Annotated in this window: 19 protein-coding genes, 1 other RNA gene and 1 pseudogene; 9 read left to right on the top strand and 12 right to left on the bottom strand. The window is 71.5% G+C overall.

Going from position 1 to position 23,539, the window contains the following annotated elements:
• Window positions 1-185 precede the first annotated feature (185 nt).
• Window positions 186-1,529 carry a phenylacetate--CoA ligase family protein gene (locus F0L68_RS11530; protein ID WP_223198704.1) on the top strand — a complete coding sequence of 448 codons (1,344 nt, stop codon included), beginning with the start codon at window positions 186-188 and terminating at the stop codon, window positions 1,527-1,529.
• A 49-nt stretch (window positions 1,530-1,578) separates the two neighbouring features.
• On the opposite strand, the gene F0L68_RS11525 is transcribed toward F0L68_RS11530, so the two are convergent.
• From F0L68_RS11525 to F0L68_RS11510, 4 genes are all read right to left on the bottom strand, one after another.
• Window positions 1,579-2,382 (bottom strand): DsbA family protein, encoded by an 804-nt coding sequence (locus tag F0L68_RS11525; protein ID WP_149849508.1) that lies wholly within the window; start codon window positions 2,380-2,382, stop codon window positions 1,579-1,581.
• A gap of 58 nt (window positions 2,383-2,440) precedes the next feature.
• Window positions 2,441-2,959, bottom strand: coding sequence for a MauE/DoxX family redox-associated membrane protein (locus F0L68_RS11520; RefSeq protein ID WP_149849507.1), 519 nt, complete (start codon window positions 2,957-2,959; stop codon window positions 2,441-2,443).
• 60 nt (window positions 2,960-3,019) lie between these two features.
• Complete coding sequence (locus F0L68_RS11515; RefSeq protein WP_149849506.1) at window positions 3,020-4,285, bottom strand: MFS transporter; 1,266 nt, start codon at window positions 4,283-4,285, stop codon at window positions 3,020-3,022.
• 62 nt (window positions 4,286-4,347) lie between these two features.
• Window positions 4,348-5,187 carry a GNAT family N-acetyltransferase gene (locus F0L68_RS11510; protein ID WP_223198703.1) on the bottom strand — a complete coding sequence of 280 codons (840 nt, stop codon included), beginning with the start codon at window positions 5,185-5,187 and terminating at the stop codon, window positions 4,348-4,350.
• 52 nt (window positions 5,188-5,239) lie between these two features.
• On the opposite strand from F0L68_RS11510, the gene hrpB reads away from it, so the two are divergent.
• The 5 genes from hrpB to F0L68_RS11485 all read left to right on the top strand — a co-directional run bounded on the left by hrpB (window position 5,240) and on the right by F0L68_RS11485 (window position 13,717).
• Window positions 5,240-7,642 (top strand): ATP-dependent helicase HrpB, encoded by a 2,403-nt coding sequence (gene hrpB / locus F0L68_RS11505; protein ID WP_149849504.1) that lies wholly within the window; start codon window positions 5,240-5,242, stop codon window positions 7,640-7,642.
• Window positions 7,643-7,704: 62 nt separating this feature from the next.
• The gene (locus F0L68_RS11500; RefSeq protein ID WP_149849503.1) at window positions 7,705-8,202 is read left to right on the top strand and encodes a DUF2127 domain-containing protein; all 498 of its coding nucleotides are present in this window, start codon (window positions 7,705-7,707) and stop codon (window positions 8,200-8,202) included.
• Window positions 8,203-8,359: 157 nt separating this feature from the next.
• Complete coding sequence (locus tag F0L68_RS11495; protein WP_149849502.1) at window positions 8,360-9,988, top strand: GMC oxidoreductase; 1,629 nt, start codon at window positions 8,360-8,362, stop codon at window positions 9,986-9,988.
• A gap of 44 nt (window positions 9,989-10,032) precedes the next feature.
• Window positions 10,033-10,530 (top strand): sigma-70 family RNA polymerase sigma factor, encoded by a 498-nt coding sequence (locus F0L68_RS11490; RefSeq protein ID WP_149849501.1) that lies wholly within the window; start codon window positions 10,033-10,035, stop codon window positions 10,528-10,530.
• Window positions 10,531-10,648: 118 nt separating this feature from the next.
• Complete coding sequence (locus tag F0L68_RS11485) at window positions 10,649-13,717, top strand: AfsR/SARP family transcriptional regulator (protein WP_149849500.1); 3,069 nt, start codon at window positions 10,649-10,651, stop codon at window positions 13,715-13,717.
• Here the strand turns inward: F0L68_RS11485 and F0L68_RS43480 are convergent.
• The 5 genes and pseudogenes from F0L68_RS43480 to ssrA all read right to left on the bottom strand — a co-directional run bounded on the left by F0L68_RS43480 (window position 13,706) and on the right by ssrA (window position 17,614).
• Complete coding sequence (locus tag F0L68_RS43480) at window positions 13,706-13,927, bottom strand: hypothetical protein (protein ID WP_223198709.1); 222 nt, start codon at window positions 13,925-13,927, stop codon at window positions 13,706-13,708. The genes F0L68_RS11485 and F0L68_RS43480 overlap by 12 nt on opposite strands.
• Window positions 13,928-13,959: 32 nt before the next feature.
• Window positions 13,960-14,052: pseudogene (locus tag F0L68_RS44870) on the bottom strand (hypothetical protein); the annotation flags it as partial.
• Between the two features lie 267 nt (window positions 14,053-14,319).
• Window positions 14,320-14,889: a serine hydrolase domain-containing protein gene (locus tag F0L68_RS11475; protein ID WP_149849499.1), complete on the bottom strand. Its 570-nt coding sequence runs from the start codon at window positions 14,887-14,889 to the stop codon at window positions 14,320-14,322.
• 163 nt (window positions 14,890-15,052) lie between these two features.
• Window positions 15,053-16,582: an MFS transporter gene (locus F0L68_RS11470; RefSeq protein WP_149849498.1), complete on the bottom strand. Its 1,530-nt coding sequence runs from the start codon at window positions 16,580-16,582 to the stop codon at window positions 15,053-15,055.
• 660 nt (window positions 16,583-17,242) lie between these two features.
• Window positions 17,243-17,614: a transfer-messenger RNA gene (ssrA, locus tag F0L68_RS11465) on the bottom strand.
• Between the two features lie 183 nt (window positions 17,615-17,797).
• On the opposite strand from ssrA, the gene F0L68_RS11460 reads away from it, so the two are divergent.
• From F0L68_RS11460 to F0L68_RS11450, 3 genes are all read left to right on the top strand, one after another.
• Entirely contained in the window at window positions 17,798-18,964 is a 1,167-nt protein-coding gene (locus F0L68_RS11460) for a sensor histidine kinase (RefSeq protein WP_149849497.1), read from the top strand.
• Entirely contained in the window at window positions 18,952-19,596 is a 645-nt protein-coding gene (locus F0L68_RS11455) for a response regulator transcription factor (RefSeq protein WP_188316514.1), read from the top strand. Before F0L68_RS11460 ends, F0L68_RS11455 begins: the two co-directional genes overlap by 13 nt.
• A 153-nt stretch (window positions 19,597-19,749) precedes the next feature.
• Window positions 19,750-21,144 carry an acyltransferase family protein gene (locus F0L68_RS11450; protein WP_149849496.1) on the top strand — a complete coding sequence of 465 codons (1,395 nt, stop codon included), beginning with the start codon at window positions 19,750-19,752 and terminating at the stop codon, window positions 21,142-21,144.
• 57 nt (window positions 21,145-21,201) lie between these two features.
• On the opposite strand, the gene F0L68_RS11445 is transcribed toward F0L68_RS11450, so the two are convergent.
• The 3 genes from F0L68_RS11445 to ftsX are packed head-to-tail and all read right to left on the bottom strand — an operon-like array spanning window position 21,202 to window position 23,516.
• Entirely contained in the window at window positions 21,202-22,107 is a 906-nt protein-coding gene (locus F0L68_RS11445) for an amidohydrolase family protein (protein ID WP_438672273.1), read from the bottom strand.
• Window positions 22,104-22,580: an SsrA-binding protein SmpB gene (gene smpB / locus F0L68_RS11440; RefSeq protein WP_149849495.1), complete on the bottom strand. Its 477-nt coding sequence runs from the start codon at window positions 22,578-22,580 to the stop codon at window positions 22,104-22,106. Before smpB ends, F0L68_RS11445 begins: the two co-directional genes overlap by 4 nt.
• 33 nt (window positions 22,581-22,613) lie before the next feature.
• A complete protein-coding gene (gene ftsX / locus F0L68_RS11435) occupies window positions 22,614-23,516 on the bottom strand; it encodes a permease-like cell division protein FtsX (RefSeq protein WP_149849494.1) in 903 nt (300 codons plus the stop codon).
• Window positions 23,517-23,539: the final 23 nt, after the last annotated feature.

The following is a 23,539-nucleotide window of genomic DNA, read 5'->3' as shown; positions in this document are numbered from 1 at the left end:
CCTGACCCTCACACTGCCAGTGTGATGCGCTACCAGCTGCGCCACAGCCCCGTGCTATTCGCACGCTTCCGGGGGTAAGCCCTCGTTCGCGTGCCTACATACCGTACAACACCGCCCGCTCCGATCAAAAATCGGGGGGTGCGGCAGGGCTTCCGCCGACCGGTCGTACCTGCTAGACCCACTGCGTGACCGTGCACGCCGAGCCAACCGCCGCACCGCTGGTCGACCCCGAGGCCGAGGGGGTCGCGCCCGCGCTTCGCAGACAGACGCAGGAGCGGCGGTTGCGGGGGCTGGTGTCCCGGCTGCTCGCCGCGGACGGGCTCCAGGCCGCTCGGCTGCGGGACGCCGGTGTCACGGGCGCTGAGGACGTCGGGCTGGACGACCTGCACCGGCTGCCGATGGTCACCAAGCAGGACCTGTGGGACCACTACCCGGACGGGTTGCGCGCGGCACCTGCGGACGCGATCGTGTGCGTGCACGGCTCCTCCGGCACCGGCGGGCGGCCCACGCTGATCCCGTACACCGCGCACGACGTCGACGTGTGGGCCCAGGTGATGGCCCGCGCCCTCGGCGGCGCGGGCGCCACCCGGCGGAGCACGGTGCACAACGCCTACGGCTACGGCCTGTTCACCGGCGGGCTCGGCATCCACCACGGCGGGATGCGGCTCGGCGCGACCGTGGTGCCCTCCTCCGGCGGGATGACCGACCGCCAGCTGCGGCTCATCCAGGACCTGCGGCCGGACGTGCTGTGCTGCACGCCCTCCTACGCCATCCACCTCGGCGAGGCCATGCACGCGGCGGGTGTCGACCCGGCGGACCTTGGCCTGCGGGTCGGCGTGTTCGGCGCGGAGCCGTGGACCGCGCAGATGCGCGACCAGATCGAGCGGTCGCTCGGGCTGCGGGCGTTGGACATCTACGGGCTGTCCGAGGTGATCGGACCCGGCGTGGCCTGCGAGTCTCTGGACTCCGGCGGCATGCTCAACGTCGCCGAGGACCACTTCTACGTGGAAGCCGTTGACCCGGCTGGACTTCCGGTGCCGGACGGCACACCCGGCGAGCTGGTGTTCAGCACGCTGACCAAGACGGGCATGCCGCTGCTGCGCTACCGGACGGGCGACATCGCCACGTTGGCCGGCCCGGCCGACGGCTCGGCGCGCACGCTGCGCCGGATGAGCAAGCTGCTCGGCCGCAGGGACGACATGCTGGTGGTGCGCGGCGTCAACGTCTTCCCGACCGAGATCGAGGCGGTGCTGCTCGCCGACCCCAGGGTCAGCCCGCACTACCTGGTGGTCGAGGACCGCCGCGTGTCGGCGCGCGCCGAACTCCGGGTGGCCGTCGAGCCGTTCTCCGACACCGTCGACACGGCCGCGCTGGCCCGCGATCTCGACCACGCCCTGCGCGAACGGCTCGGCATCGGTTGCGTGGTCAGGGTTCTTGGCCAGGGCGGGGTACCTCGGACGGAGACCGGAAAGGCTCGGCGGCTCGCCAGATGGTCTGCTGGCGAGCCGCCGATTCCCGGACTGGAGTGAGCCACCCCGAGCTGAGAACCCTTTGATCGCGGCGAAAACGCCGTCAGCCCTAGTTGGCCTTCTTGATCAGGTTGTCCAGCCACTGCGGGTCGCTGGTGTCCTGGATCGCGTCGCCGGACACCACGGTCGGCGTGAAGAAGCCCTTCTGGCCGCCGCTTTCCTGCTGCAACTTGGGGTTGCCGGTGGTGTCCTCGAGGTGCTTGGTGGTGATGGGGTCGTAGGTGTTGCCGCGCACGCACGACTCGAACTTCGAGTCGGTGATGCCGAGGTCCTTGCCAAGCTGCACCAACTGGTCCGCGGTGTAGCCGCTGCTGCCCTCCTCGGGCCGGGCCGCGTAGAGGCTCGCGTGGTACTGCGGGAACTTGCTCGCGTCCGCCGCGCACAGGCCGGCGTTGGCGGCGCGCTGGGAGTACCCAGGCGGCGAGGACATCCGGTTGAGCATCGGCAGCATGTTGTAGCGCACCTTGAGGGTGCCGGCCTCGAGCTGCTTCTCGATGTTGTCGGCGTTGTTCTTCTCGAACGCGCCGCAGCCGGGGCAGATGAAGTCCTCGTACACGTCGACCGTGACCTTGGCGCTGTCCTTGCCGGCCACCACGACGGCGTCTTGGCGCTGCACCGGATAGTTCACGTTGACGGTCTTGGCCGGGATCGACCCCGAGGCCTGGCTGTCCGACCTGGAGTTGCTGATGAGCACGCCACCGATCACGGCGGCGGCGAGCACCACGATCACGACCGCGCCGATGACCATCCGGTTCCGGTCGGCGTTGGTGCCGCGAGCCGCCGCGACGGCCCGCGCCGCCTGTGCCTGGCTCTGCTGCTTCTTCTTCCGCGCGTTGCGCTCGGCGCCGCCCACTTCTCAGGTCCTCCCACGCACTCCGCCGGCGTCGCCGGCCTCGTTCCAGTGATTCGACTCAGCCGGTTTCGCCGACCGGGTCGCCCCCGGGCTCCTCGTCGCGCCGCCCGATGCCGAGCAGGCCGTCGAGGGACAGCAGTGTCCTCGGCCGGACGATCAGCCACCCGGCGAGCACCAGGAAGCCGATGTCCCGCGCGATCTCCTGCGGGTACTGGGTGGCACCCGAGGCGACCTGCCCGCCGCCGCCGAAGCAGCCGCAGTCGATCGCCAACCCTCGGGCCCACGACTGCGCCACGCCGGCGATGAAGGCCAGCAGCAGCACCGCCGACAGCACGGCGACCAGCCGGGTGCCGAAGCCCACCAGGAGCAGCACGCCCAGTGCCAGTTCGACGAACGGCAGCGCCGCCGCCACGAAGCCGACCATGCCGGCCGGCAACACGTCGTAGGCCTGCACCGCCAGATAGCTCTGGTTGGGGTTGGCGGCCTTGACGCCACCGGAGATCAACCAGACCGCCGCGAGACCGAGGCGCACCAGGATGCCGACAACGTCAGGCCACTTGGCCGAAGGTCGAGCCACGTCCGGGAGCGTACCGAGGGTTGCTGAGTGGACGCTGAGAGCCACGCACCTGACCAGGGGTCATGTCCCCGATCGGGGTGAGGAATCCAACACGGGGGTGGCGGGTTCTGGCTCGCGCTCCGGTTTGGTCTCCGGCTCGCGCTCCGGCCTGGTCTCCGGCGCGGGGAGCCAGACGAGCAGCGCGAGCACCGCCATGGAGCCGGTCACGGCGAAGGCCGCCTGGTAGGAGATCCGGTCGGCGAGCAGGCCAGCGGCGAGCGGGCCGATGATCGCGCCGAGGTCGGCGGCCATCTGGAACGCGGCGAGCACGGGTCCGCCGCGCCCCTTGGCTCCGACGACGTCGGCGACCACGGCGGTCTGCGCCGGGTTGAGCAGGCCGGCCCCGATCCCGGCGACCAGCGAGGCGGCCAGGAAGGTCGGTTCCGAGGTGGTGAACCCGATCCAGACGGTGCCGACGGCGGCGACGCCGAGGCCGGCGAGCGCCAGCGGGCGGCGGCCGAGCGAGTCGGCGAGCCTGCCGGAGATGAGCAGCACGGCCGCGTTGCCGCCGGCGAACACCGACAGGGACAGCCCGGCCACCCCGGGGCCCTGGTGCAGCGCCTGGCTGACGAACAGCGGGATCAGCGAGATCCGCACGCCGTACACGGCCCAGCCGTTGGCGAAGCTGGACGCGAGCGCGGCCCGGTAGGCGCCGGTGCGCAGCGCCTCGCCGACGGTGATGGCGGGCTGTTCGCTGTGCTGGATCTCGGTGGCGAGGGTGGACCGGCGCAGGAACAGCCAGGCCACCAGGACGGCGATGACCAGCGCGACGGCGTAGATCTCGAAGGGCGCGCGCAGCGAGAGGCCGACCAGCGCGCCGCCGAGGATCGGGCCGGCGATGTTGCCGAGCAGGAAGCTGGTGGCCCACACGCCGGACGCGCGGGCGCGCAGCTCGGGCGGGGTGAGCCGGATGAGCAGGCCGACGGCGGACACCGTGAACATGGTGGAGCCGACGCCGGCGAGCGAGCGGAACAGCAGCAGCTGCCAGTAGCCGGTGGCGAAGCCGCACGCGCCGGTGCCGATGGCGACGATGAGGATGCCGACCAGGTACACCGGGGGTTCGCCGAGGCGGGCGACCAGCCGGCCGCTGACCGGCGCGAAGGCGAGCCGCACGAAGGCGAACGCGCTGACCACGAGCGAGGCGGCGGTGTTGCCGACGTTGAAGCTGGCCGCGAAGTTGGGCAGCACGGGCGCGACGATGCCGAACCCGATCGCGATGATGAAGCTCGCGGCGACCAGGACCCACACCTCGTTGGGCAGTCGTGGGCGGTTCTCTACGGTCTCCACGACGGGTTGCCTCCTCGGCGCACTTAGCTGCGCTAAGGATATAAACCCAATCGGGTGAAATCTCAATCCAGCAGCTCATCCACCCTGCGGACGTAGGCCGTCACGGGGTAGCCCGTCACGAACCCGCACGCCTCCGCGAACCGGTCCCCGGCCCCGCCCTCCTCGACCTGCGCGGCCACCAGCAGCGCGCCCGCCGACCGCAGCGTCGCGACCGCGCGGGCCGCCAACGCGCCGCCAAGGCCCCTTCGGCGTCTGGCCGGCCGCACCACCAGCTGCTCGACCAGCCCGACGCCGCGCTCGGTGAAACCGGCCGCGAAGCCGAGCAGCCGGCGCGCTCCAGGGTCGGGGTCGTCAGTGACCAGCAACACACACCTCGGGTCGTCGAGGCGCTGGCCGAGATGCCGCACCAGCCGCCCGGTGCCCTCCATCGGCAGCCCGAGCTCGTCGGCCAACAACGCGGCGACCCCGGGCAGGTCCTCGTCCCGCGCCGGCCGAACCGTGACCTCGGACACGTCGACAGTCCCACCCCGGTGCACGACCACGACGGACTCCTCGATCGCGTGCCACCCGGCGTCGTCGGCGATCCCCTCGATCTCCGCGACAGTGGTCGGCGAGGCGAACACGACGGCCTCGGCGCGGCCGATGTCGGCGAAGGTCCGTTCGAGCCTCAGCAGCGTGCCGGCGACCTCGGCGGACGAGCCGTAGAGCGCGCACGCGTGGTTGCCGGTCGGCAGCGGGTTGTCGCGGTTGACCACCACCGTGGCGCAGCCGACGCGGCCGACCTTCCCGTACCGCACCGCGCCGGAGGCCACCCGCGCCGCCTCGACCAGACCGGCCAGGTCGCGTTCCTGGTGCGGGTCGAGCAGTTCCGGGTCATCGGGATCGCGCAGCGGATCAACCACGGATCCCAGCCTCGCACGTCGCGCGCCTGCGACCCGGGCAGACTGACCCATCGTGCGGCTGCCAGCGGACCTCCCCGACCTCCCGGTGCGTGCGGTGCTCGACGACGTCGTCGCGGCGCTGCGGGCGCACGGCACCGCCGTGCTGGTCGCGCCGCCGGGCACCGGCAAGACGACGCTCGTGCCGCTCGCCATCGCCGCCGCCGACGCGGGCAAGGTGATCGTCGCCGAGCCGAGGCGGCTCGCCGCGCGGGCCGCGGCGGCCAGGATGGCGGCGCTGCTCGGCGAGCCCGTCGGGCGGACCGTCGGCTACGCGGTGCGCGGCGACCGGAAGACCTCGGCGGCCACCCGCGTCGAGGTGGTCACCTCCGGGCTGCTGGTGCGCCGGTTGCAGACCGACCCCGAACTCGCCGGGGTGGGGACCGTGCTGCTGGACGAGTGCCACGAGCGGCACCTCGACGCGGACCTGCTGCTCGCGCTGCTGCTGGACGCGCGCGCCGGGCTCCGGCCGGACCTGCGGCTGCTGGCCACCTCGGCGACCGTGGCGGCCGAGCGGCTGGCCGACCTGCTCGAGGACGCGCCGGTGCTGCGCGCGCACACCCGCACCTTTCCGGTCGACGTCCGGTACGTGCCGCCGGTGCGCGGCGAGCGGGCCGAGGCGTGCGTGGCGCGCGCGATCCGTCTCGCACTGTCCGAAGTGGACGGTGACGTGTTGGCGTTTCTCCCAGGCGCCGGGGAGATCCGTCGGGTCGGCTCGCTGCTCGCCGGCCTCGAAGGCGTGGACGTGCTGCCCCTGCACGGCAGGCTGGCCGCCTCGGCGCAGGACGCGGCGCTGCGCGAGGGCGCCCGGCGGCGGGTCGTGCTGTCCACCGCCGTCGCCGAGTCCAGCCTGACCGTGCCAGGGGTCCGCGCGGTCGTCGACGCCGGGCTCGCCAGGGTGTCCAGGGTCGACCACCGCAGGGGGTTGGCCGGGCTGGTCACCGTGCGGGTGTCGGCCGCGGTGGCTGAGCAGCGCGCGGGCCGGGCCGGGCGCGAGGCCGCCGGGCGGGTGTACCGGTGCTGGCCGGAGCACGAGCAGAGCACGCTGCCGCGCTACCCGGAACCCGAGATCCGCACCGCCGACCTGACCAGGCTCGCGCTGGAACTCGCCTGCTGGGGCACGCCGGACGGCGACGGGCTCGGCTGGTGGGACGCGCCGCCCGCCGGGGCGCTGCGGGCGGGGCGCGCGGTGCTGTCGGCGTTGGGCGCGCTGGACCGGGACGAGCGGGTCACCGAGCGCGGCCGCAGGATGTCGGCGCTCGGCCTGCATCCCCGGCTGGCCAGGGCGCTGCTGGACGGCGCGGCCGAGGTCGGCGCGCGGGCCGCGGCCGAGGTGGTCGCGCTGCTGGACGACGACGGGCTCGCCTCGGGCACCGCGCTGGACGTGGAGCTGGGCCGGCTGCGTTCGGCCGGCACCGACGCGACCCGCCGGTGGCAGCGGGAGTCGCGCCGGCTCGCCGCGCTGGTCGACGGATCGGGTTCCGGCGCAGCCGATCCCGCGCTGGTCGTGGCGCTGGCGCATCCCGAGCGGCTGGCCAGGCGTCGGGCGGCCGGTTCGCCGGTGTATCTGATGGCAGGCGGCACGGCGGCGGAGCTGCCGCCGGGCAGTGGGCTCGGCGACGCGGAGTGGCTCGCCGTCGCCGTGGCGGACCGGGAGCCCGGCCGCAGCCACGGGCGGATCCGGTTGGCCGCAAGGGCCGACGAGCGGCTGGCCGTTCGGGTGGCCGAGCCGCTGCTGTCCACGGTGGACGAGGTGCGCTGGTCGGGCGGGGACGTGACGGCCAACCGGGTGCGCAGGCTCGGCGCGATCACGTTGAGCGAGCGGCGACTGTCCACACCGGACTCGACGGCCGTGCGCGCGGCGCTGGTCGCCGGCCTGCGCGCCGAGGGGATCGGCCTGCTGCGCTGGAGCACCGACGCGGCGCGGCTGCGGCAGCGGATGGCGTTCCTGCACCGGGTGTTCGGCGCGCCGTGGCCTCCGGTGGACGACGAGTCACTGCTCGCCGACGTGGACACCTGGCTGGCCGGTCCGCTGTCCGGCGCGCGGCGGCGGGCCGACCTCGAACGGATCGAGGCGGGGCAGGCGCTGCGTGGGCTGCTGCCGTGGCCCGCGGCGACGCGGCTGGACGAGCTGGCGCCCGACCGGGTCGCCGTGCCGTCCGGCGGCCAGCTCCGGGTGGACTACTCCGCCGACGAGCCGGTGCTGCCAGTGCGGGTGCAGCAGGCGTTCGGCTGGACCGACACGCCGAGGATCGCCGACGGCCGGGTGCCGCTGGTGCTGCACCTGCTCTCCCCCGCCGGCCGGCCCGCCGCGGTGACCGGCGACCTGGCGTCCTTCTGGCGCACCGGCTATCCGCAGGTCAGGGCGGAGCTGCGGGGCCGCTACCCCAAGCACTCCTGGCCGGAGCACCCCGGGTGACTCGCCGCGGCGGATGTTCGGCGAACTGCGGTGCACGCGGCTGAGCTGCGGTAGAAAGAGCCATGACCGAGTCGAGCGAGAAGCTGACGACCACGGACAAGCTGTTTCGGGTGGCCGTCGCGATCAAGGGGTTGGACGGCCTGATCCAACTCGTGCTCGGCGTCGTGCTGATATTCCTGCCGCCGAGGGTGATCACCGGGCTGGCCAACAGCATCGTCACCAGGGACCTGCTCGGCGACCCGGCCGGCACGCTGTCCAAGCACCTCCAGGAGGCGGCGCACAACTTCGCCGACGGCAGCTCGCGAACGTTCGCCATCACCTACCTGCTGCTGCACGCGGTGATCAAGATCCTGTTGGTGATCGCCCTATTGCGCAAGATCATGCCGGCGTACCCGGTCGCCGTCGTGGTGCTCGGCGCGTTCGTGGTCTACGAGCTGGTTCGCGCGGTGCACACGAACTCGATCGCGCTGCCCATCTTCGCCGCCATCGACATCGCGATCATCGTGATGGTGATCAGGGAGTACCTGGAGCTGCGCCGCCAGCGGGCCGCAGCGGGCTGACCCGTGCCCAAACGTGCGCTTGGTTGGGCTGGAGGCCGGTAAGGCAAGGCAGTTCGAACAACCACGAAGCGCCGTTCACCTGATCAGAGATTTTCCTTGCCACTGAACCGAATCACTCGCTTGTCAGCGGCCCTCGACAGGGCCACGATGCAAGGATATGACTAACTCTCACATCTCCCGCCGCCAGTTCGTCGGGCTCGCCGCCATGCAGCTGGCCGCCACCGCGGGACTGACCGCCATCTCCGCCACGGCCGCGACCGCGGAGGCCACCACGACGGCCGGGCCGACGTTCGTGCCGGCCGTCGTGGTCGGCACCGGCTACGGCTCCTCGGTCACCGCACTCCGCCTCGGCGAGGCCGGGATCAGCACGCTGATGCTGGAAATGGGCCAGCTGTGGAACCAGCCGGGCCCGGACGGCAAGGTCTTCTGCCGGATGATCAACCCCGACCGGCGCTCCACCTGGTTCCGCACCAGGACCGAGGCGCCGCTCGGCACCTTCCTGTGGCTCGACGTGGTGAACCGGGACATCGAGTCCTACGCCGGCGTACTGGACCGCGTGCACTTCGCCGAGATGTCGGTCTACGTCGGCCGGGGGGTCGGCGGCGGCTCGCTGGTCAACGGCGGCATGGCGGTGACCCCGCTCCGCTCCTACTTCGAGCAGGTGCTGCCGACCGTCGACGCCGACGAGATGTACAACCGGTACTACCCGCTGGCCAACAGCATGCTCGGCGTGTCGACGATCCCCCGCGACTACTTCGAGAACAGCGACTACTACCAGTTCGCCAGGGTGTCGCGCGCCCAGGCCGCCAACGCGGGCCTCGGCACCGCCTTCGTCCCCAACGTCTACGACTTCGGTTACATGGCAATGGAAGAGAGCGGACAGGCGCCGAAGTCCGCGCTCAACGCCGAGGTGATCTACGGAAACAACTACGGCAAGCGCAGCCTCGACCGCACCTACCTGCCGGCCGCGCTCAGCACCGGCAATGTCACCATCCAGACCCTGCACCGGGTCAGGACGATCGCGCAGCAGCCGGACGGCACCTACCTGCTCACCGTCGAGCAGATCGACACCGCAGGAAACCTGCTCGCCACCAAGGAGATCGGCTGCCGCCACCTGTTCCTCGGCGCGGGCAGCCTCGGCACCACCGAGCTGCTGCTGCGCGCGCGGGACACCGGCGCGCTGCCCGCGCTCTCCGACGAGATCGGCAACGGCTGGGGTCCCAACGGCAACATCATGACGGCCCGCGCCAACCACCTCTGGAACCCCACCGGCATGCTCCAGTCGTCCATCCCGACGATGGCGATCGACGACTGGAACAACCCGACCACCCCGGTCTTCGCGGAGATCGCGCCCATCCCGTCCGGCATCGAGACCTGGGTGAGCCTGTACCTGGCGATCACCAAGAGCCCGGAGCGCGGCACGTTCGTCTACGACCGGGCCACCGACACCATGGGGCTGCGCTGGACGCGCGAGCAGAACCAGGTGTCCGTCGCGGCGGCCAAGTCGCTGCTCGACCGGATCAATCACGCGAACGGCACGATCTACCGGTACGACCTGTTCGGCGACACCAGGGCGTTCGCCGACGACTTTTGCTACCACCCGCTCGGCGGCTGCGTGCTCGGCAAGGCCACCGACGGGTACGGCAGGGTGACCGGCGCGCGCAACCTGTACGTGACGGACGGGTCGCTGATCCCCGGCTCCATCGGCGTGAACCCGTTCGTCACGATCACCGCGCTCGCCGAGCGCAACATCGCCCAGGTCATCCGCCAGGACATCGCGGCCTGAGAACTCCCAAGAACGGTCCCGACCTCCCGGGACAAGAACCAGATGTGGGCGACGTCGAGCGAGATCTCACCGAGCTGTACCGCACGCAGTACCCGGCGCTGGTGCGGCTGGCCACCAGATGGGTCTGGGAGCACAACGCCGCCGAGGACGCCGTGCACAGCGCGTTCGTCCAGGTGTTCCGGCGGCGCAGGACGCTGCGCGTCGGCGCCTCCATGCCCGCCTACCTGCGGGTCTGCGTGATCAACCAGGCCAGATCGGTGCTGCGCCGGCAGCAGGTGGCGCAGCGGTACCAGCACCTGCTCACCACGCAGGGCCGCGAGCAGGACCAGACGGACACCGTGCTGAACCGCGCGGTCCTGCGCGACGCCCTGGCCGCCCTGCCCCGCCGGCAGTGCGAGGCGATCGTGCTGCGGTACTACGCCGATCTCAGCGAACGCGAGGCGGCCGACGTGATGGGCGTCGGGATCGGCACCGTGAAGTCCAGCTGCTCGCGCGGCGTGGCCACGCTCTCCCGCCTGCTTCGGGACAAGCGTCCGGCCTGACCACCGCCAACAGGCAGACGCGCGCATTCCTGCCCATCGGTAATCTGCATGCCGTGGCCACTCCTGCGCGCGCCGTGACGAACACTCACCTACCCACTGGTCGCACCGCGACCGTCCGTTGACGGCCGCCATGGGCCTGACCTTCCGCCTGCTCGGGCCGCTGGAGGTGCGCGACGGCGACACGCCGGTGCGGATCACCGGCACGCGGGGGCAGACCGCGCTGGCCGCGCTGCTGCTGGAAGCCAACCGTCTGCTGCCGGTCGAGCGGCTGGCGTGGCTGCTGTGGGGCGAGGAACCGCCGGTCAACGCGGTGTCCGCGGTGCACTCGCTGATCTACCGCCTGCGCGGCCAGCTCGCCGAGACCACGCAGGCCAACCGGGACCTGATCGAGCGCAGCGGCCCCGGCTATCTCCTGCGGATCGACCCCGACCAGCTCGACACCGTCGTGTTCGAGCGCTCGACGGTCGCCGCCCGCGCCACGCTGCGGGCCGGCGACGCGCGCGCCGCGCACGCCGGCCTCACCGAGGCGCTGGCCCTGTGGCGGGGCCCCGCGCTCGCCGACATCATCGACCGCCTTGCCCACCAGCACCGGATGCGGCTCGACGAGCTGCGCACCGACGCCGTCGAGGAGCTGATCGAGGCGAAACTGGCCCTCGGCCTGCACACGGAGGCGATCAGCGAGCTGCGGCCGCTGCTGGCCGACCACCCGACCAGGGAGCGGCTGCGCGCCCAGCTGATGCTCGCCCAGTACCGCTCCGGCCAGCCTGCCGCCGCGCTGGAGAGCTACGAGCAGGCGCGCAGGCGCCTCGCCGACGAGCTGGGCGCCGACCCCGGCCCCGAACTCCAGCAGCTGCACCAGCAGATCCTGCGCAACGACCCCGCGCTCGCGCTCGCCGCCGGCCCCGCGCCGGCCCGGCGGGAGGCCGCCGCCGAGGTCCGCCGTGACCTGCCCCGCGACCTCGGCGACTTCACCGGCCGCGAGACCGAGCTGCAACACCTGCTCGAGGCCCTGCCGACCGACCTGGACGACGTCAACACCACCGTGGTGATCGAGGCCATCGACGGCATGGCCGGCATCGGCAAGACGGCGCTGGCCGTGCACGTCGCGCACCGACTCGCCGACCGTTACCCCGACGCGCAGCTGTTCATCGACCTGCACGCGCACACCATCGGCCAGCAGGCCCTCGAACCGGACGCCGCGCTGGACGCGCTGCTGCGTGCCCTCGGCGTCGACGCGGACCGGATCCCCAAGTCGACCGCCGACCGCGCCGCGCTGTGGCGGGCCGAGCTGGCCAGGCGGCGGGCCGTGATCGTACTGGACAACGCGGCGAGCGCCGCGCAGGTCCTGCCGCTGCTGCCGGGCAGCGGCACCTCGCTCACCCTGATCACCAGCCGGCGCAGGCTGGTCGGCATCGACGACAGCTACGCGCTGTCCATCGACGTGCTGCCGGCCTCCGACGCGGCCTCGCTGTTCGCGCAGGTCGTCAACGACGCGCGCAGCGCCGCCGAACCCGAGGCCGTGCAGGACGTCGTGCGGCTGTGCGGGTACCTGCCGCTCGCGGTGCGGATCGCCGCGGCCAGGCTGCGGCACCGGCCCACCTGGACGGTCGGCTACCTGGCCGGGCGGCTGCACGACGAGCAGCGCCGGTTCGCCGAGCTGCACACCGGGGACCGGGGCGTCGGCGCCGCGCTCGCCCTGTCCTACCAGCAGCTGACCGAACGGCAGCGACACCAGTTCCAGCTGCTCGCCCTGCTGCCCGGCGCCGACATCGACACCACCGCCGCCGCGGCCATCATCGGCGCAGGCCGGGCGGAGGCCGAGGAGCTGCTGGAGGAGCTCCTCGACATGCACCTGCTCCAGCAGCGCGCGCTGGACCGCTACCGATTCCACGACCTGGTCCGCGCCTACACGCGCCAGGCCGCGCACGACAACGAGCCGACCGACGAGCGCCGCGCCGCCGTCGACCGGCTGCTCGACTACTACCTGCACACCGCCGCCGTGGCCGCCGACACCATCCAGCCCGGCCAGCACCACACCCCGCTGGCCATCGGCACGCCGCCGTCGGCCGTGCCGCCCATCGGCGACTACGCGGACGCCGTCGGCTGGCTGGAGACCGAACGTGCGAACCTCGTCACGGCGATCGGGTACGCGGCCGAACACGGCTCGCCGGTGCACGCCTGGCAGCTCGCGGACGTGCTGTGGCGGTTCCTCTACATCCGGGGCCACGTCAACGACTGGATGAACACCCACCAGATCGGGCTGGCGGCCGCGCGGGCGCTCGGCGACCCGCACGGCGAGGCGCGGATGCTGTCGAACCTCGCGGTGGCGCACTGGCACGCCGGCCGGTACGAGGAGGCGTTGGAGCACAACGAGGCGGCGCTGCCGCTCTACCGCAAGGCCGGCAACCTCGTCGGCGAGGCCAGGACGCGCAACAACCTGGGCATCGTGTTCGAGCCGCTTGGCCGGCACAACGAGATGCGGGAGAGCTACGAGGCGTCGCTGGCGATCTACCAGCAGCTGCGCGACCGGCGCGGCCAGGCGTTGACGCTGGGGAACCTCGGCATCGCGTGGTGGAAGCTCGGTAGCAACGACCGCGCCCGCGAGTACTACCTGCGCGGCCTGGAGATGTGGCAGGAGCTCGGCGACCGGCGCGGCCAGGCGGCCGTGCGCAGCGGGCTGGGCAGCTTGGCCCAGGACGAGGGCCGGTACGACGAGGCGCTGGCGCAGCACAGCCAGTCGCTCGCGTTGATGCGGGAGGTCGGCGACCGCAGGGGCGAGGCCAGCTCCATCAACTTCATCGCGGTGATCCGGCGGCACCTCGGCGAGCTGGCCGAGGCGCTGGCGTCCCACCAGCAGGCGCTGGACCTGTACCGGGAGATCGGCGACCAGGGCGGCGAGACCGAGGTGCTCAACGACCTCGGCCGCACCCACCGCGTCGCGGGCGACCTCGCCGAGGCGTCCAGCCGGCACCGGGCCGCGCTGGAACTGGCCCGCCGGGCGCACTTCCGGCACGAGGAGGGACGCGCGCTCGACGGCATCGCGCACGTCGAGCAGGACACCGGCCGTCCCGCCGCCGCCCGCGAGCACTGGGAGCAGGCGCTCACGATCTTCACCGAGCTGAACACCTCGGAGGCCGAGGTAGTCCGCGAACTCCTGGCCGGCCGCGCACACGTGTCAGGCTGCTAACCCCCTGCCCCTGACCCTCCAGAACCCCAGGGCCCGAGCCATCGGCCACGCGCCGGTCGAGGTGTTCGAGATGACCGTGCTGGTGCGACCCGACCTGGGATCGTGCGCGCTGCGGAACGAGACACCGGCGTCGTAGCCCTCCAGCAACACCGTGTCCGTCGACTCGTGCAGCCAGAACCCGAGGCCGTAGCGCCGCGACTCCTCGGGCACGTCGCCGCGCGGCCGGGCAGCTCGTCGGACCGCAGGAACTCGGTGTCCGCCATGCCGGCGGGCCCGCACACGCGCTCGCGCACGAGCCGGTGGAACGGCGCGCCGCCGACCCGCGCGGCGAGCACCGCAAGCACCGCGCAGCCGCCGTTGCATTGACCTCCTCCTCACCGTTGAACGACGAGGATTCCTACCGCGCCTGGCGGTGGGAACTGTGCGCTGCCAGGTCACCTCGGCGGGTTCCCGCTTCATCGACCTGTGCCCGACTACTCGGTCTTACCTGGTCTCCACGGGCGTTTCACGTCTCCGCAAGCCCTGCGGCGACAAGTCACGCTGCGTCCGCCGTGACGATTTCGAGGCTTCCGGAATCACCCTTCGCCCCGCACCAGCAAAGGCTAACACGATCGATTCAGGGCACTGGTCGAGCCCTGGCGGCCCTCCCAGCGCGGGCCTACACCCCCGTCCTGAAGGGCGGAGCACTGGCCCGCATTCCGGTAGCCGAACCGCTCGCCGGCGGGGAACTTGGCGGGATGGCCGTCGAGGACCGCCAAGTATCCCTCGGCCGAGTCGAGCCGGTGGACGGACACCGGCAGCACGTGGTCGGTGATCGCGTGACCGGCGTCCTCGTCGGTGTAGTCGCCGATGCCGGACCGGTGCGCCAGCAGGTGTTCGACGGTGACCTCAGCGCCGATCAGCGGCAGATCGTCGCCCAAAACAGCACGCGCCCGGGTGTCCAGACCGAGCAGACCCTGCTCGATGAGGCTGACCACCGTCAGCGCGGTGAGCCCCTTGGTGCCGCTGGCGATCGCGAACCGGGTGTCGAGCCGGTTCGCGATCCCGTGCCGGCGGTCGGCCAGCCCGTACGCGCCGGCGAACTCGACCTCGCCGGCGCGGTCCACCCGGACCACCCCAGTGAACCCGGTCTCCGCCACCACGGACTCGACGACGTCGCGCACAACGCTCATGCCGCGAGGCTATCCAGCCGCCGTGACGCCGATCACGCCATTTGCCGGCCGCTCCGACGCGACGGGACCGGCCCACGAAACGCCGGAAGGCGAGCGCTCACGGTGAGCGCTCGCCTTCCGACGACGGGCAGTGCCTATCTGGCGATATCCGCGCGACGGCGGATCACGCCATGGCGTGCGAGGCGCCCTCCGGCTTGTTGACGTCGGACTTCTTGGCCGTCACGAAGATCGCGAGAGCGATCAACGCCGCACCGAGGAAGATGCCGCCAACCAGGAACGCCCGGTGGTAGCCGTGGATGGCCGCGAACGGCATCAGCCCCGGGATGTCCTGCGGGCCGGTGGCGTTGGCCGCGATGTAGGACGTGACGGCGCTCGCGTACAGCGTGTTGAGCAGCGCCGTGCCGAGCGCGCCGCCGACCTGCTGGGAGGTGTTCAGCATCGCGCTGGCCACGCCGGCGTCGTGCGGCGAGACGCCGTGCAGCGCCAGGCTCGACAGCGGCACGAAGATCATGCCCATGCCGATGCTCATCATCAGCTCGGAGGGCAGCACGTGCACCAGCCAGCTGCTGTCCTGCTCCAGCGTCACCAAGTAGAGCAGGCCTGCCGTGGCCAGCACGCCGCCGATGAGCATCAGCGGCTTCGGGCCAGTGCGCGGCAGCAGGTTGGACACGACGCCAGCGGTCACGATGATGCCGCCGCTGAAGGGCAGGAACGCGAAGCCCGACTTCAGCGGGCTGTAGCCCAGGTTCGCCTGGAAGTAGAAGGCGAGGAACAGGAACATCGCGAACAGGCCGGCGCCGATCAGCAGCGAGGCGAGGAACACGCCGCCCCGGTTGCGGTCGAGCACGATGCGCAGCGGCAGCAGCGGGTTCTCGGTGCGGGCCTCGACCACGACGAACGCGGCGAGCAGCAGCACGCCGACGATGAGCAGCGTCAAGGTGCTGCCGGCGGTCCAGCCGACACCCGGCTTCGCGGCCTCGGTGAACCCGTAGACGATTGCGACGAGACCGGCCGTCACGAGCACCGCGCCCGGCACGTCGTACTTGGTGTTGCCGGAGGCCTTGCTCTCCTTGACCACGCGCAGCGCGGCGAAGGCGGCGAGGACCGCGATGGGCACGTTCACCAGCAGGCACCAGCGCCAGCTGGCGTACTCGGTCAGCACGCCGCCGAGAATGAGGCCGATGGCGGCGCCACCGCCGGCGATCGCGCCGTACACGCCGAACGCCCGAGCCCGCTCGCGCGGTTCGGTGAAGGTCACGGTGATCAGCGACAGAGCGGCCGGAGCCAACAGCGCCGCGAACGCGCCCTGGAGCGCGCGGGAGGCGAACAGCATCGTCGCGTCCTGCGCGGCGCCGCCGAGCGCCGAGGCGAGGGCGAAGCCGATCAGGCCGATCACGAAGATGCGCTTGCGGCCCACGTAGTCGGCGATGCGGCCGCCGAGCAGCAGCAGCCCGCCGAAGGCCAGCGTGTAGGCCGTGACGACCCACTGGCGGTCGGCGTCGGAGATGTTCAGCGCGTGCTGAGCCGAGGGCAGCGCGATGTTCACGATGGAGGCGTCGAGCACCACCATGAGCTGCGCGACCGCGATGACCCCCAGGGCCAACCAGCGGCGTGGGTCCGGCCCGGGGGCGTCGGCAAGGGCCCCGGTCGCGTCGGACGTGCCGGTGACTACCGGCTCGGAGGTGGTACTCATTGTGACGGCGTCCTTAGGTGTTAGGGCGGGTCTGTGGTGCGGGGAAATGCGCGGAACCCGACGACGTCGTCGAGCGGCGAACTCTCATGACCGAGGGCTGGAAGAACTTCGGCATTTGTCTACCAGCAACCCCTGACAACGCCAGGTCGCGCGCCGAAATTCCCCCGCGCGCGAGCCAGCTGTCTAGCCGTAGACCCTACGTCGCAGGTCACAGCCACGCCAGCCAATTCCGCAGCACACCACACCAAACACAACGAGTAACGACCCGTACTCAAACAGCAATGTCATGCATAATTTCCCGGCCCGCAATTCACCGTTTATCAGCCCGCCGGTGGCAAGTCCCGAAGAGCGGTTCACACCGGCACCGGGAACGCGCCCACATAGTGTCGTGGATCACCATCGCAGACACCGTCAGCACCCGCGAGGCCCACGAGGCTGGAGCAGCAGGTGGAGCGTGACCATCTCGCTCGACACCCGGTTCGAACCCTGGCCTTGGACGAGGACGACCTGTGAGCGCCGAAGGCGCGAGCGCGCTGGTCAAAGCCCAACGCAACCAGGCTGGAACCCGAGGAGCTCGCACCGTGGGGGGGCATGGGGGGCTCGGCCCCCAACATAATCCGAAGCGAGCCGGTCCGCGCAGTACGCGGACACGGCTCGCCCGAGTGGAGGTGCCGGGAATCGAACCCGGGTCCTCTGCCGTATTACCAGGACTTCTCCGTGCGCAGTTCGCTATGTCTCTACTCGGCCCCACCAGTCACGCGAACAAGTCCGGTGTGACGGGCCCAGCCGCTGTGGGTTTCCCGAACAGACTCCGCGGCCGGGTCTGCTGGTAAGCCTCCTAGCTGATGCCGGTGACCGGGACGGAGGCGCTCCCGGACCGACAGACACGCACTCGCTTAGGCAGCGAGGGCGACGTCGCGCTGACTCGTAGTCTTGGCGCTTATTGGTTTGCGATGACGCTTAAGGTGGTCTCTCGCCTGCACCTGCACGCTTCCCCTGACTCAACGTCCAGAGTCGAAACCGTTCACCCCCATAGTTGGTGGAGCCTGACCCACCCATCATAACGCCTCCGACCCCGGCGATCACTCCCATTACGCTGGCACCCGGCGAAGGTAGGGCTGGCCCTACCCCCGGGACGCTTGCCAACCGCATGGCGCTGACCTGGGCCGACGCGGGACGCTGCTCACCTCATCCGGTGAACCGAGGCAGGAGACCATGACCAGCTCGACGACGGAGGCCAGACAGGCCCCCAACGCTCTGGTGGCGACCGCCTGCCTGCTGCCCGGCCTGCCTCTCGGCATCGTCTGGTTCGTCCTGACCGTCCTGCTGCTCGTGGTCGGCGTGGGCACCGCGGTCGTCTGGGTCGGCCTGCCAATCTTCGCCTTCGCGCTGCTGACCGCGCGCCGCGCCGCCGAGCTGGAGCGCCGCCGCGCGCGGGCCGTCGGGGTGCTCATCCCGTCCCCCTACCTCCCCATCCCTGACGACACGCTGGTCCGCCGCTGGTGGGCCCGCACCACGGACTCCGCGACCTGGCGCGACGTGCTCTACCTGGTGCTGCTGTTCCCGGTCGGCATCATCGAGTTCGTCTTCACCGTGGCGCTGTGGCTGCTCACGCTGGTCGCCATCCTGATCCCGGTGGTCGGCGTCGCGCTCGCCAGGCTGCCAAGAGGCCTGATCCGCGGCCTCGGCCTCGCGCACGGCCTGTTCGCCGAGTCCCTGCTCGGCCCGACCAGGGCCAGCCTGCTGTCGGCGCGCGCGGAGCGCCTCCAGGCCAGCAGGGCGCGCGGCGTGGACGCGGCCGAGGCGGAGCGCCGCCGGATCGAGCGCGACCTGCACGACGGCGCGCAGCAGCGGCTCGTCGCCGTGGCGATGGGCCTCGGCCGCGCCAGGGCGAAGCTGGAGGCCGAGCCGGAGGCGGCCCGCGCGCTGATCAACGAGGCGCACGCCGACGCCAAGCTCGCCATCGCCGAACTCCGCGACCTGGCCAGGGGGATCTACCCGTCGGTGCTTGGCGACCGGGGCCTCGACGCGGCGCTGTCCTCGCTGGCCGCCAAGTGCCCCATCCCAGTTGAGGTCACGGTCGAGGTCGAGCCGCGCCCGCCGGCCGCGGTGGAGAGCACCGCCTACTTCACGGTCGGCGAGGCGCTCACCAACGTCGCCAAGTACTCGGGCGCCACCCGCGCCGAGGTGACAGTCCGCAGGGTCGAGGACAAGGTGATCGTGGAGGTCACCGACGACGGCCAGGGCGGCGCGAGCGCGAAACCGGGCGGTGGGCTCGCCGGCCTCGCGGACCGGGCTGCCACTATTGACGGCGTGCTAGTTGTGCTGAGCCCGCTCGGCGGGCCTACCGTGATCCGCGCGGAGCTGCCGTGCGTGTGGTGATCGCCGAGGACTCGGTCCTGTTGCGCGCCGGGGTGCAGCGGCTGCTCGCCGACGAGGGCATCGAGACGGTGGCGGCCGTCGAGGACGGCGACAGCCTGCTCGACGCGATCGCCGAGCATCGACCCGATCTGGCCGTGGTGGACGTGCGGATGCCGCCGACGTTCACCGACGAGGGCTTACGTGCCTCGATCGAGGCCAGGAAACGGATACCCAACTTCCCGGTGCTGGTGTTGTCCCAGTACGTCGAGGAGAGATACGCGGTCGAGTTGCTCGCCGGAGGCGCCAGCGGCGTCGGCTACCTGCTCAAGGAGCGGGTGGCCGACGTCGCTGAGTTCGTTGATGCGGTCCGCAGGGTCGCCGCGGGCGGCACCTCGATCGACCACGAGGTGATCAGCCAGCTGATGGCCCGCAGCAGGCGCAACCCGGTCGACGCGCTCACCCAGCGCGAGCGGGAGGTGCTGGCGCTGATGGCCCAGGGCATGGCGAACACGGCGATCGCGAAGTCGCTGGTGGTGTCCGACGGCGCGGTGGAGAAGCACGTCGGCAACATCTTCGCCAAGCTGGGCCTGGAACCCAGCTCCTCGGAGCACCGCAGGGTTCGGGCGGTGCTCGCCTTCCTCAACCTTGGCTAGCTCACCAGGGGTAGATCACCAGGGGTGGGGCTAGCCCCACCAAGGCCGTGGTGGTGCCACCCTGCGGAAGACGCTGGCTGGCACCGCTGTGGCTGAGGCCGTTGCGCGACAAGCTCATCTCGACAGATTCCAGCTCGTCGAGGGGGCAGCACAGTGCGACTCAGGACAGGGGTTCGCGATCCGTTCATCGACCTGATCAGGGTGGTGGCGACTGCTCTCGTCGTGCTCCAGCACTGCCTCATGCCGGTGTTCTCGGTGCGGGGCAACGAGCTTCAGGCCGGCAACGCGCTCGCCACCCCCGGCTGGTGGGTGATCACCTGGCTCAGCCAGGTGATGCCGCTGGTGTTCATCGCTGGCGGGGCCGCGAACTCGCTGTCCTACCGGTCGCATGTGGAGCGCGGCGGCGAGCCCGCGCACTGGCTGGCCAAGCGGGTCCGCCGGCTGGCGATCCCGGTGCTGCCGCTGGCCGCCGTGTGGATCCCGCTGCCGCATCTGTTGCTGGCACTGGGAGTTCCCGAGCAGCCGGTGCACCTCGCGGCGGCGGTCGTGCCGCAGTTGTTGTGGTTCCTGGTGGTCTACCTCGCCGCCGTGCTCTGCACGCCGCTCGCGGTCGCGGCGCACCGCAGGTTCGGCCTGGCCGTGCTGCCGGCGCTCGCCCTGGTCGCGGTCGGCGTGGACGTGCTGCGGTTCAACTGGATCGAGCAGGCCGGCTACCTCAACGCGGTGGTCGTCTGGTTGGCCGTGCACCAGCTCGGCCTGTGCTACGCCGACGGGCTGTTCGAGCGGCTGACCCGGCGGGGCGCGGCGCTGCTGTCGGTCGCCGGCTTCGGTTCCACCGCGCTGCTGGTCGCGTTCGGTCCCTACCCCACCAGCATGATCGGGATGCCCGGTGCGCCACTGTCCAACATGAACCCGCCGACGATCTGCCTGCTCGGCCTCGCGTGCGGCCAGCTCGGCCTCGCGCTGCTCGCCAGGCGGACGCTGCTTCGCTGGGCGGCCCGGCCGAGGGTGACCGCGGTGCTGCGGGCGATGGCGCCAAGGATGATGACCGTCTACCTGTGGCACATGTCGGCGCTCGCGGTGATCACCGGCATCACGGTGATCGGCCTCGGCTACCGGACGCCGAACCCGGACGGCCTGGCGTGGTGGCTGATCGCGCCGCTGTGGCTCGCCGCGGTGCTGGTGGTGCTGATCGGCCTGGTGCGCCTGTTCGCCCGCTTCGAGGCGGAGCAGCCTGCCCAGGCCGGCACGCCCGGCGGCCTCGGCCGGGTCCTCGCCGGCGCGGTGCTGGTGGCCGCGGGCCTGCTCGGCTTCACGGTCGGCGGCTTCGGTCCGGCGGCATCGGCCGGGCTCTTCGCCGGCCCGCTGCCCTGGGTCGTCGCCCTGCTGGCCGGCCTCCTGCTGACCGCCCCGGTCCGCGTGGCCAAGGCCGCCGGGTCCAAGACCGTCGAGCCCAAGACCGTCGAGCCCAAGACCGTCGCGGCCAGGCCCACCGCCGCACCCGAGCCCGTCCCCGCACCCCGCGAACGCGCCCTCGCCCGCAACTGATGTGTCGCAAAGGGACCCTTCAGGACACCCAGTGTCGTGAAGGGTCCCTTCATGTCATCAGCGCGGCAGGCCGAGCAGCCTGGCTGGTGTGTCGTGGAGCACGGCGCGCAGGAACGCGGGGCCGAGCCGGTCGTCGGCCGACGCCCAGTCGGCGATCGCGCGCAGCTGCTCGACGTAGTCGTAGGGGATGTTGGGGTAGTCCGAGCCGAGCACGACCCGGTCGGCGACGTCGGCGAGCCGGCCCGCCCAGTCGGCCGGCAGCGGGGCCATCGCCTCGCTGAAGGCCACCCCGACCATCGTGGTGTCCAGGTGCACGTTGGGGTAGCGCGCGACGAGGTCGAGCGCGCCCGCGTAGTCCGGCATGCCGGCGTGCGCGAGCACCGCGACCAGCCGGGGATGCCTGGCCAGGACCTCGGCGAACACGTCAAGGCCGGTGTGCGCGCCGGGGACCGGGCCGTTCCCGCAGTGCACGACCGCCGGCACGCCTGCCTCGGCGAGCAGGCCCCACACGGGTTCGAGCAGCGGGTCGCGCGGGTCGTACCCGCCGACCTGCACGTGCGCCTTCACGCAGCGAGCCCCCGCGGACAGCGCCTCGGCGAGGTAGTCGGCCGCCCCGGGCTCCGGGTAGAACGTCGCGGTCGGCACGGCGTCTGGGGTGCGCCGCGCGAAGTCCCCTGCCCAGGAGTTCAGCCAGGCGGCCATGCCGGGCTTGTGCGGGTACACCAGCGGGGCGAACGCGACGACGCCGAGCCCGCGCAGCGTGGCCAGCCGCTCGTCCTCCGGCAGCCGGTAGCGGATCGGCCAGTGCGTCCCGTAGTGGGTGAGCGCGTCGTCGAAGAAATCCCACAGCTTGGTCATCACGCGGTCGGGCAGGAAGTGCACGTGCAGGTCGACCAGGCCGGGCAGGCCATGCGAGGCGAGCCAGCCCGGCACGTCCCGGTCCTCGCGCAGCGGGTGGATCAGTGCCTGCCCTTGGCCGCGCGGCCGGCCGCCCTGGTGATCTCGCGGTCCGCGTCCCGTTTGGCCAACGTCTGCCGCTTGTCGTAGGACTTCTTGCCCTTCGCCAGCGCCAACTCCACCTTGACCTTGCCGTCCTTGAAGTACATGGACAGCGGCACCAGGCTGAGGCCGCCCTCGCGGGTCTTGCCGATCAGCTTCTCGATCTCCGCGCGGTGCAGCAGCAGCTTGCGGTTGCGCCGGGGCGCGTGGTTGGTCCAGGTGCCGAGCTCGTACTCCGCGATGTGCAGGCTGCGGAGCCACACCTCGCCGTCGTCGACGGTGGCGAAGGCGTCAACGAGCGAGGCCCGCCCGAGGCGCAGACTCTTCACCTCGGTGCCGACGAGCGCCACTCCGGCCTCGTAGGTGTCGAGGATGGTGTAGTCGTGCCGAGCCTTGCGGTTCGACGCGATCACCTTCCTGCCCTGTTCCTTCGCCATGTCGATGACCTTACGTGACCTGGCCAGTGGTTATCACAGGCGAACGTAGAGCCGGAGCGTCACGTAGCCCGTCGTCACCGAGATCACGATCGCGGTCAGGAACAGCCACGGCGACACCATCAGGACGTCCAGCTTGCCCAGTTGCGGCACGATGCCGGCCTGGATTGGCGCGTCGAGCATCTTGTCCAGGAAGAACGTCTTGGCTCCGAGCAGCAACCCGACCGAGAGGACGGCGCCGATCAGCCCGGCGACCACCGCCTCGATGAGGAAGGGCAACTGCGTGTACCACCGGGTCGCGCCGACCAGACGCATGATCCCCACCTCCGTCCGTCTCGTGTACGCCGAGACTTGGATGGTGTTGGAGATCAGCAGCAGGGCGGCGAACGCCTGCAACAGCGCGATGACGAACGCCGCGTTGCGCACCCCGCCGAACAGGTCGAACAGCTTGGTGAGGACCTGCCGCCCGTCGTCGACGGCCTTCACGCCGGCCTTGCCGGTGAACGCCTGGACGATGACGTCCGAGCGCTGCGGGTCGGTCAGCTTGATCCGGAACGAGGCCGGCAGCCCCTCCGGGCGGACGACCTTGAGCATCTCGGGCTGGGCCGCGAACATCTCCTTGAACCGCTCGTAGGACTTGTCGCGGTTCTCGAAGGTCACGGTGTCCACGCCGGAGGTGCTGCGCAGCGCGTTCCACAGCGAGGAGCACAGCTGCTGCGAGCAGTCCTTGTCGTTCGCGCTGATGTCGTTGGTCATGTAGACCGAGACCGAGGTCTTGTCGTAGTAGACGGTCTGCATTCTGTCGATCAACCGCACGACGAGCAGACCACCGCCGAGCAGACCTAGCGAGATCGCGGTCGTGAGGATCATCGCGATGGTCATCGTGACATTCCGGCGCAGGCCGGTGATGACCTCGCTGAACACGAAGCTGGCACGCATCGGGGTCGGCGTTCCTTGGGGGT

The organism is Solihabitans fulvus (assembly GCF_008386585.1).
GTDB lineage: Bacteria > Actinomycetota > Actinomycetes > Mycobacteriales > Pseudonocardiaceae > Solihabitans > Solihabitans fulvus.
The sequence above is the reverse complement of the archived record's forward strand: the minus strand, read 5'-3'. Positions and strand labels throughout refer to the sequence as shown.